10 protein-coding genes are annotated in these 6,967 nt (G+C 67.6%); 9 read left to right on the top strand and 1 reads right to left on the bottom strand.

The window, feature by feature from the left end; translation table 11 throughout:
- From WAZ62_RS06190 to ureG, 9 genes are all read left to right on the top strand, one after another.
- The coding region (locus WAZ62_RS06190; RefSeq protein WP_422642641.1) for a hypothetical protein at window positions 1-180 on the top strand (180 nt) is incomplete at its 5' end.
- Between the two features lie 126 nt (window positions 181-306).
- Window positions 307-609 carry an urease subunit gamma gene (locus WAZ62_RS06185; protein ID WP_422642640.1) on the top strand — a complete coding sequence of 101 codons (303 nt, stop codon included), beginning with the start codon at window positions 307-309 and terminating at the stop codon, window positions 607-609.
- Between the two features lie 11 nt (window positions 610-620).
- The gene (locus tag WAZ62_RS06180; RefSeq protein WP_422642639.1) at window positions 621-926 is read left to right on the top strand and encodes an urease subunit beta; all 306 of its coding nucleotides are present in this window, start codon (window positions 621-623) and stop codon (window positions 924-926) included.
- Window position 927: 1 nt separating this feature from the next.
- Complete coding sequence (gene ureC, locus WAZ62_RS06175; protein ID WP_422642638.1) at window positions 928-2,640, top strand: urease subunit alpha; 1,713 nt, start codon at window positions 928-930, stop codon at window positions 2,638-2,640.
- A gap of 82 nt (window positions 2,641-2,722) precedes the next feature.
- Window positions 2,723-3,085, top strand: coding sequence for an endonuclease domain-containing protein (locus WAZ62_RS06170; RefSeq protein ID WP_422642637.1), 363 nt, complete (start codon window positions 2,723-2,725; stop codon window positions 3,083-3,085).
- An 87-nt stretch (window positions 3,086-3,172) separates the two neighbouring features.
- Window positions 3,173-3,757, top strand: a complete 585-nt coding sequence (locus tag WAZ62_RS06165; RefSeq protein WP_422642636.1) for an urease accessory protein UreE — start codon at window positions 3,173-3,175, stop codon at window positions 3,755-3,757.
- Entirely contained in the window at window positions 3,684-4,427 is a 744-nt protein-coding gene (locus WAZ62_RS06160; RefSeq protein WP_422642635.1) for an urease accessory protein UreF, read from the top strand. The genes WAZ62_RS06165 and WAZ62_RS06160 overlap by 74 nt, the downstream gene beginning before the upstream one ends.
- A 68-nt stretch (window positions 4,428-4,495) precedes the next feature.
- The gene (locus WAZ62_RS06155) at window positions 4,496-5,707 is read left to right on the top strand and encodes an AAA family ATPase (protein ID WP_422642634.1); all 1,212 of its coding nucleotides are present in this window, start codon (window positions 4,496-4,498) and stop codon (window positions 5,705-5,707) included.
- Window positions 5,691-6,320, top strand: a complete 630-nt coding sequence (ureG, locus tag WAZ62_RS06150) for an urease accessory protein UreG (RefSeq protein ID WP_422642633.1) — start codon at window positions 5,691-5,693, stop codon at window positions 6,318-6,320. The genes WAZ62_RS06155 and ureG overlap by 17 nt, the downstream gene beginning before the upstream one ends.
- 43 nt (window positions 6,321-6,363) lie before the next feature.
- Here ureG and WAZ62_RS06145 read toward each other — a convergent pair.
- Window positions 6,364-6,967: TetR/AcrR family transcriptional regulator (locus WAZ62_RS06145; RefSeq protein ID WP_422642632.1), on the bottom strand; the 604-nt coding region annotated here is incomplete at its 5' end.

Here is a 6,967-nt window from a genome sequence, read left to right as displayed (position 1 = left end):
CGGCTGGATGAAGTGCGTAATGCCCTCGGTAACTTTACCCTTTGGGGCGCCAGCGCCTTTGACGATATGATCCTGATCCGCTGCCTGGGGCAGACGGGCGCCGACCTCCGCCGCATGGTCCTGGCCGCCCTCGCTCCTTTACGCGGCACCAGACCCATCCCAAGGGTCTGGCAAATCTAACCCGGCGATGTCCCGGCAAAGCCGGGACGGGCCACGACATTCAGGGGCCATTGAGGCCCCGCGCAGCTTTAGCGAAGCGAGCCAAGGTCGCGGATGCGACCGCCCGGCGCTTGAGGGACAGAAAAGATGAATCTTTCACCGCGTGAGAAGGACAAGCTGCTGATCGCCATGGCGGCGATCGTTGCCCGCAAGCGGCTGGAGCGGGGCGTGAAGCTGAACTATCCGGAAGCGATCGCCCTCATTTCGGATTTCGTCGTCGAGGGCGCGCGCGACGGCCGCTCGGTCGCCGACCTGATGGCGGCGGGCGCCACGGTCATCACCCGCGATCAGGTGATGGAGGGCATCGCCGAGATGATCCACGACGTCCAGGTCGAGGCGACTTTCCCCGACGGCACCAAGCTCGTCACCGTCCACGAACCGATCCGCTGAGGAGCAGGCCCATGATTCCGGGTGAAGTCATTCCCGCCGCCGGCGAGATCGAGTTGAACGCGGGCGCGCCGACCGTGACGGTCATCGTCGCCAATGTCGGCGACCGGCCGATCCAGGTCGGCAGCCATTATCATTTCGCCGAAACCAACGGGGGGCTGCAGTTCGACCGCAAGGCGGCCCATGGTTACCGCCTCGACATTCCGGCCGGCACCGCCGTCCGTTTCGAGCCGGGCCAGACGCGGGAGGTTACGCTGGTGCCCCTGCTCGGCCTCCGTCGGGCCGTCGGCTTCCGCGGCCTCGTGATGGGAGACCTGTGACATGCCGATGAAGATGAGCCGCGGCGCCTATGCCGACATGTTCGGGCCGACCGTCGGCGACCGCATCCGCCTCGCCGACACGGAACTCCTGATCGAGGTCGAAAAGGATTACACGACCTATGGCGAGGAAGTGAAATTCGGCGGCGGCAAGGTGATCCGCGACGGCCAGGGCCAGTCCCAGGTCACCCGCGCCGCGGGCGCCGTGGACACGGTGATCACCAATGTCGTCATCCTCGATCACTGGGGCATCGTGAAGGCCGATGTCGCGATCAGGGATGGTCGCATCGCCGGCATCGGCAAGGCCGGCAACCCGGATACCCAGCCGGGCGTCACCATCATCGTCGGCCCGGGCACGGAAGTGATCGCGGGCGAGGGCAAGATCCTGACCGCCGGCGGCATCGACTGCCACATCCATTTCATCTGTCCGCAGCAGGTGGAAGAGGCGATCTCGTCGGGCATCACCACCCTGATCGGCGGCGGCACCGGCCCCGCCACCGGCACCAACGCGACGACCTGCACCCCCGGCCCCTGGCATATCGCCCGCATGTTGCAGGCGGCGGAAGGCCTGCCGGTCAACCTGATGTTCGCGGGCAAGGGTAACGCTTCCGATCCCGCCGCCCTGATCGAACAGGTGAAGGCCGGCGCCGCCGCCCTGAAACTGCACGAGGACTGGGGCACCACGCCCGCCGCCATCGACTGCTGCCTGTCGGTCGCCGACGACTACGACGTGCAGGTGATGATCCACACCGACACGCTGAACGAATCGGGCTTCGTCGAGGATACCATCGGCGCCTTCAAGGGCCGCACCATCCACGCCTTCCACACCGAAGGCGCGGGCGGCGGTCATGCCCCGGACATCATCAAGGTCGCGGGCCTGCCCCATGTCATCCCGTCGTCGACCAATCCGACCCGGCCCTTCACGGTGAATACGCTGGACGAGCATCTCGACATGCTCATGGTCTGCCATCACCTCGACGCCAGCATTCCCGAGGACGTCGCCTTCGCCGAAAGCCGCATACGGCGCGAGACGATCGCGGCCGAGGATATCCTCCACGACCTCGGCGCGCTTTCGATCATCTCGTCCGACAGTCAGGCCATGGGGCGCCTTGGCGAGGTGATCCTGCGCACCTGGCAGACCGCCCACAAGATGAAGACCCAGCGCGGCGGCCTCGCCGGGGACGGCCCGGGCAACGACAATTTCCGTGCCCGCCGCTATGTCGCCAAATACACGATCAACCCTGCCATCGCCCATGGCATCAGCCCCCATGTCGGCTCGGTCGAGGTCGGCAAATACGCCGATCTCGTGCTGTGGTCGCCCGCCTTCTTCGGCGTGAAGCCCGACATGGTGCTGAAATGCGGCACCATCACCCAGGCGCTGATGGGAGATCCCAATGCCTCGATCCCGACGCCGCAGCCGGTGCATTACCGGCCGATGTTCGGCAGCTTCGGCCGGGCCATGGCGGCCTCCTGCATCACCTTCGTCTCCAGGGCGGCGCTCGATCTCGACATCGGCCGCCAGCTCGGGCTGCAGCGCATCATCGCCGCGGTCGAGAACACGCGGATGAAGGCGGCCAAGGCCAGCATGGTGCTGAACGACGCCTGCCCGGTGATCGAGGTCGACCCGGAAACCTACGAGGTGCGGGCGGATGGCGAATTGCTGACCTGCGCGCCGGCCAAGGTCCTGCCCATGGCCCAGCGCTACTTCCTGTTCTGAGCGTGCCCCTCACGGCCTGGGCCTTACCCCTCACCCGATCCCTCTCCCCGCAGGCGGGGCGAGGGGACCGGAAAGGGCCTTGATGACGGATCCTCGCATCCTTCGTGCCCGGCGGTCGAGGCGGGACTCGACGCTGGCGGAGACGGCGCTGTGGCGGCGTTTGCGGGAAGCGGGCTTGCCGGCCCGGGTCCGGCGGCAGCATCCCATCGGCGGGTTCGTCGCCGATTTCGCGTTCACGGCGCACCGTCTGATTGTCGAGATCGATGGCGGCCAGCACGCGGGCAATGCCGGGGACCTGCGCCGGACCGCGGTGCTGGAGGTGGCGGGCTGGCGGGTGCTGCGCTTCTGGAACCACGAGGTGCTGGGAAATCCGGACGGTGTGATCGAAACCATCCACCGGGCACGGGCTGGGCCTCGCCCCCATCGGGGGAGAGGGATGGTGTGAGGGGGCAAGCCCCGATGTTGAGGGATGACGCGCCGCCTCGGCGGTCGTAAGAACGGAACAGAGATTTCTTTCAAGGACCAGAGACCCATGAAGCGCGCTTCCGCCGTCCTGCCCAAGGGCTCCTTCGCCGATGATGCCGTCGTCGGCGAGGTGGTGCTGGATTCCGAGGCCCGGTTGCGGCGCCGGGCGGTGCTGTCGGCCGGGCGCCAGCAATTCCTGCTCGATCTCGCCGAACTCGTGCCGCTGAACGACGGCGATGGACTTTCCCTCGATGGCGGCGGCGTGATCCGCGTGCTGGCGGCGCCCGAGCGGCTGGTCGAGATCACAGCGACGAGCCCGGCGGAGCTGGTGCGCATCGCCTGGCACCTCGGCAACCGCCACCTGCCGACCCAGCTGCTGGCCGACCGCATCCGCATCCGCCCCGATCATGTGATCGAGGACATGCTGGTCGGTCTCGGCGCCACCGTGGCCAAGGTCGATGCCGCCTTCGATCCCGAAGGCGGGGCCTATGCCGGCGGTCATCACGATCATGATCACGATCATGATCACCACGGCCATGATCACGATCACGGCGCCTGTTGCGGCCACGATCACGGCCATGACCATGCGCATCACGATCATGACCACGGTCACGGGCACGTCCACGGTCCCGACTGCAAGCATGACCACTGAGCGGGCGCTCTACCGCCTGCTGGCCTGGCTGTCGCCGTCCTATCCGGTCGGCGCCTTCAGCCATTCCCACGGCCTCGAATGGGCGGTGGAACAGGGCTGGGTGCGGGACCGCGCGGCGCTGGTCGACTGGCTGGGCCTGCTGCTCCGCGAGGGCAGCGGCTGGAATGATGCCGTCTTCTTCGCCTATGCCCACCATGCCGGCGGTGACGCCGCGGCGCTGAACAGGATCGCCGAACTGGCCGCCGCCAACGCTCCGGCGAAGGAACGCCAGGTCGAAAGCCTGGCGCAGGGGACGGCGTTCCGGCTGATCTCGGAAGCGGCCTGGGGCCACGAGGTGCTGGCCCTTCTGCCGGCCAGCGTCGCCTATCCGGTCGTCGTCGGCGCGCTTTCGGCGGCGGAAGCCATCCCGCTCGCCCCGTCGCTGACCGCCTATCTGCATGCATTCGCGGCCAATCTGGTCTCGGCGGCGCAGCGGCTGGTGCCGCTCGGTCAGACCGACGGTCAGAAGGCCATCGCCGCCCTGATGCCGGCGGTGGAGGATGCGGTCGCCCGGGCCCTCGCCCTCGATCCCGCCGCCGATCCTTTCGAGGCCCTGGGCGGTTGCGCCCTGGTCTCCGACATCTGCGCCATGCGCCACGAAACCCAGTACACGAGGCTGTTCCGGTCCTGAAACGCCATTGCATCGGGAGGTTATGTGAAGTTATGATTTTTTCATAAACTTGGATAAGATCTCTATCGATGGACCCGCGGATCAACCCCTATGCCCCCGGCGCCGGGACGTCGCCGCCCGAACTCGCGGGCCGGGACGATCTGATCCTGCGGGCGGCTATCGCCCTCGACCGTATCCGCGCGGGGCGGGCCGCGCGCAGTTTCATCCTTTATGGCCTGCGCGGCGTCGGCAAGACGGTGCTGCTGAACCGGATCCGCCTGGATGCCGAGGCGCGGGGCTTCAGCGCGGTTCGTCTGGAGGCGCCGGAAAGCCGGTCCCTGCCCGGACTTCTGGTGCCCGGTCTTCGGGCCATGCTGCTGCGCCTCGACCGGGGGCAGGCGGCGAAATCGGCGGCCTTGCGGGCCTGGCGGGCGCTGTCCGGCTTTGCCCGCGCCCTGAAGGTCAAATACGACGATATCGAAGTTTCGATCGAAGCCGAACCGGAGCCGGGCCTCGCCGATACCGGCGACCTCGAACTCGATCTGAACGATCTGCTCATGGCCGTCGGCCGCGCGGCGAAGGAGCGGGGCGGGGCGGTCGTCCTGTTCATCGACGAGTTGCAATATGTCGAGGAGGCGCAACTCGGCGCGCTGATCGCCGCGCTTCATGCCGTGGCCCAGGATCAACTGCCGGTGACCCTGATGGCCGCGGGCCTGCCCCAGTTGCTCGGGCGCATGGGCCGGGCGAAATCCTATGCCGAGCGGCTGTTCGAATTCGCCCCCATCGACCGCCTGCCGGACGAGGCCGCCCGCGACGCCCTGACGCTGCCGGCCGAGCGCGAGCATGTCCGCTTCGAGGCCGGGGCGATCGAACAGGTGCTGCGCGAGAGTCGCGGCTACCCCTATTTCCTGCAGGAATGGGGCAAGCATTGCTGGGATCTGGCGGAAGATTCGGTGATCACGGCGCAGGACGCGCGGCAGGCGACGATCCAGGCCCTGGCCGAGCTGGATGCCAGCTTCTTCCGCGTCCGCTTCGACCGGCTGACCCCGAAGGAAAAAGCCTACATGCAGGCGATGGCAAGCCTGGGGCCGGGGCCGCATCGCTCGGGCGATATCGCCGAGGCGCTCGGCCGGCCGGTCAATGCCGTGGCCCCCTTGCGCAATTCGCTGATCGAGAAGGGAATGCTCTACAGTCCATCCCACGGCGATACGGCCTTCACCGTTCCCCTGTTCGATGCCTTCATGCGCCGCGCGACCGGCGCCCAACTGCGACTGGATGTAACTGATGACGACCCTGCGTAATCCCCATGGTCCGCTTCGCGTCGGTGTCGGCGGGCCGGTCGGCTCGGGCAAGACGGCGCTGATGGACAAGCTGTGCCAGTATTTCCGCGCGCGTTACGACATCGCGGCGATCACCAACGACATCTATACGAAGGAAGACGCCGAGTTCCTGACCCGGGCCGGCAGCCTCGAGCCCGAGCGTATCCTGGGGGTCGAGACCGGCGGTTGCCCGCACACGGCGATCCGCGAGGATGCCTCGATCAATCTCGCCGCCATCGCCGAAATGCGCCGCCGCTTTCCCGATCTCGATCTCGTGCTGATCGAATCCGGGGGCGATAATCTCGCCGCGACCTTCTCGCCCGAACTCGCCGACCTGACGATCTATGTCATCGACGTCTCGGCCGGCGACAAGATCCCGCGCAAGGGCGGCCCGGGCATCACCCGCTCCGATCTTCTCGTCATCAACAAGACGGATCTGGCGCCGCTCGTCGGCGCCGATCTTGGCGTGATGGACCGGGATGCGAAGAAGATGCGGGGCGACAAGCCCTTCGTCTTTGCCCGGGCGTCCAAGGGCGATGGCGTCGCCGAAATCGCCGCTTTCATCGAGACCGCCGGCGGCCTTTCGGCCGCGTGAGGAGACGGCGGGAGGTCTCGCGGCCGCGTGACGCGGCCGCGCCCTATTTGACGAAAAGGGCGATCATATCCTCGATCGGCAGGGGCGGAACGGCTTCGGGGTCCGTCCCCGCCGGGCTGAAGATCGCCCCGTGGAAGGCCCGCAGGGCATAGGCGAGGCCGAAGGCGGCAAGGAACGAGACGACGAAGGCCTCGAACGATGTCGCCGCCACGGCGCCCCGGTCGCGCGCCGCCCTGAACACCGGCTCCAGCACGGCGACGCGCCTTCTGATATGCCGCTCGACCAGCCATTCCAGCCGTTCGCCCCCGGCCGCCGCCTCGTTGAAGACGAAGCGGGCGTGTTCCGGCATTGACAGGCAATAGCCGGCGTAGCTCTGCAGCATGGCCCGCATCACCAGACGGGCGTCTTCATAGGTGCGGGGCACCGCACCGCCGACCGTCTCGGGGAAATCGGCGAAGACCGTGTCGACCGTCGCCTCCCACAGGGCGCGCTTGGTCTTGAAATGATAGCCGAGGTGGCCCTGCTCGATGCCGGCGGCGGCGGCGACGGCGCGGACCGAGGCGCCGTCATAACCCTTGGCGGCGAATTCCGGCTTGGCCGCCTCGATGATCCGGGCGCGCAGCGCGGCCGACCGCTCGGCCCGGCTG

It is taken from the genome of Zavarzinia sp., from assembly GCF_049306435.1.
Classification (GTDB): Bacteria; Pseudomonadota; Alphaproteobacteria; order Zavarziniales; family Zavarziniaceae; genus Zavarzinia.
Note: the sequence above shows the minus strand (reverse complement) of the source record. Positions and strands in the feature narration are given on the sequence as shown.

Excerpts from the sequence above, each read along its gene's own strand:
- ureC (WP_422642638.1), top strand. The coding sequence starts at position 928 with ATGCCGATGAAGATGAGCCGCGGCGCCTATGCCGACATGTTCGGGCCG.
- WAZ62_RS06170 (WP_422642637.1), top strand. The coding sequence starts at position 2,723 with ATGACGGATCCTCGCATCCTTCGTGCCCGGCGGTCGAGGCGGGACTCG.
- WAZ62_RS06160 (WP_422642635.1), top strand. The coding sequence starts at position 3,684 with ATGACCATGCGCATCACGATCATGACCACGGTCACGGGCACGTCCACG.
- WAZ62_RS06165 (WP_422642636.1), top strand. The coding sequence starts at position 3,173 with ATGAAGCGCGCTTCCGCCGTCCTGCCCAAGGGCTCCTTCGCCGATGAT.
- WAZ62_RS06155 (WP_422642634.1), top strand. The coding sequence starts at position 4,496 with ATGGACCCGCGGATCAACCCCTATGCCCCCGGCGCCGGGACGTCGCCG.
- WAZ62_RS06185 (WP_422642640.1), top strand. The coding sequence starts at position 307 with ATGAATCTTTCACCGCGTGAGAAGGACAAGCTGCTGATCGCCATGGCG.
- WAZ62_RS06180 (WP_422642639.1), top strand. The coding sequence starts at position 621 with ATGATTCCGGGTGAAGTCATTCCCGCCGCCGGCGAGATCGAGTTGAAC.
- ureG (WP_422642633.1), top strand. The coding sequence starts at position 5,691 with ATGACGACCCTGCGTAATCCCCATGGTCCGCTTCGCGTCGGTGTCGGC.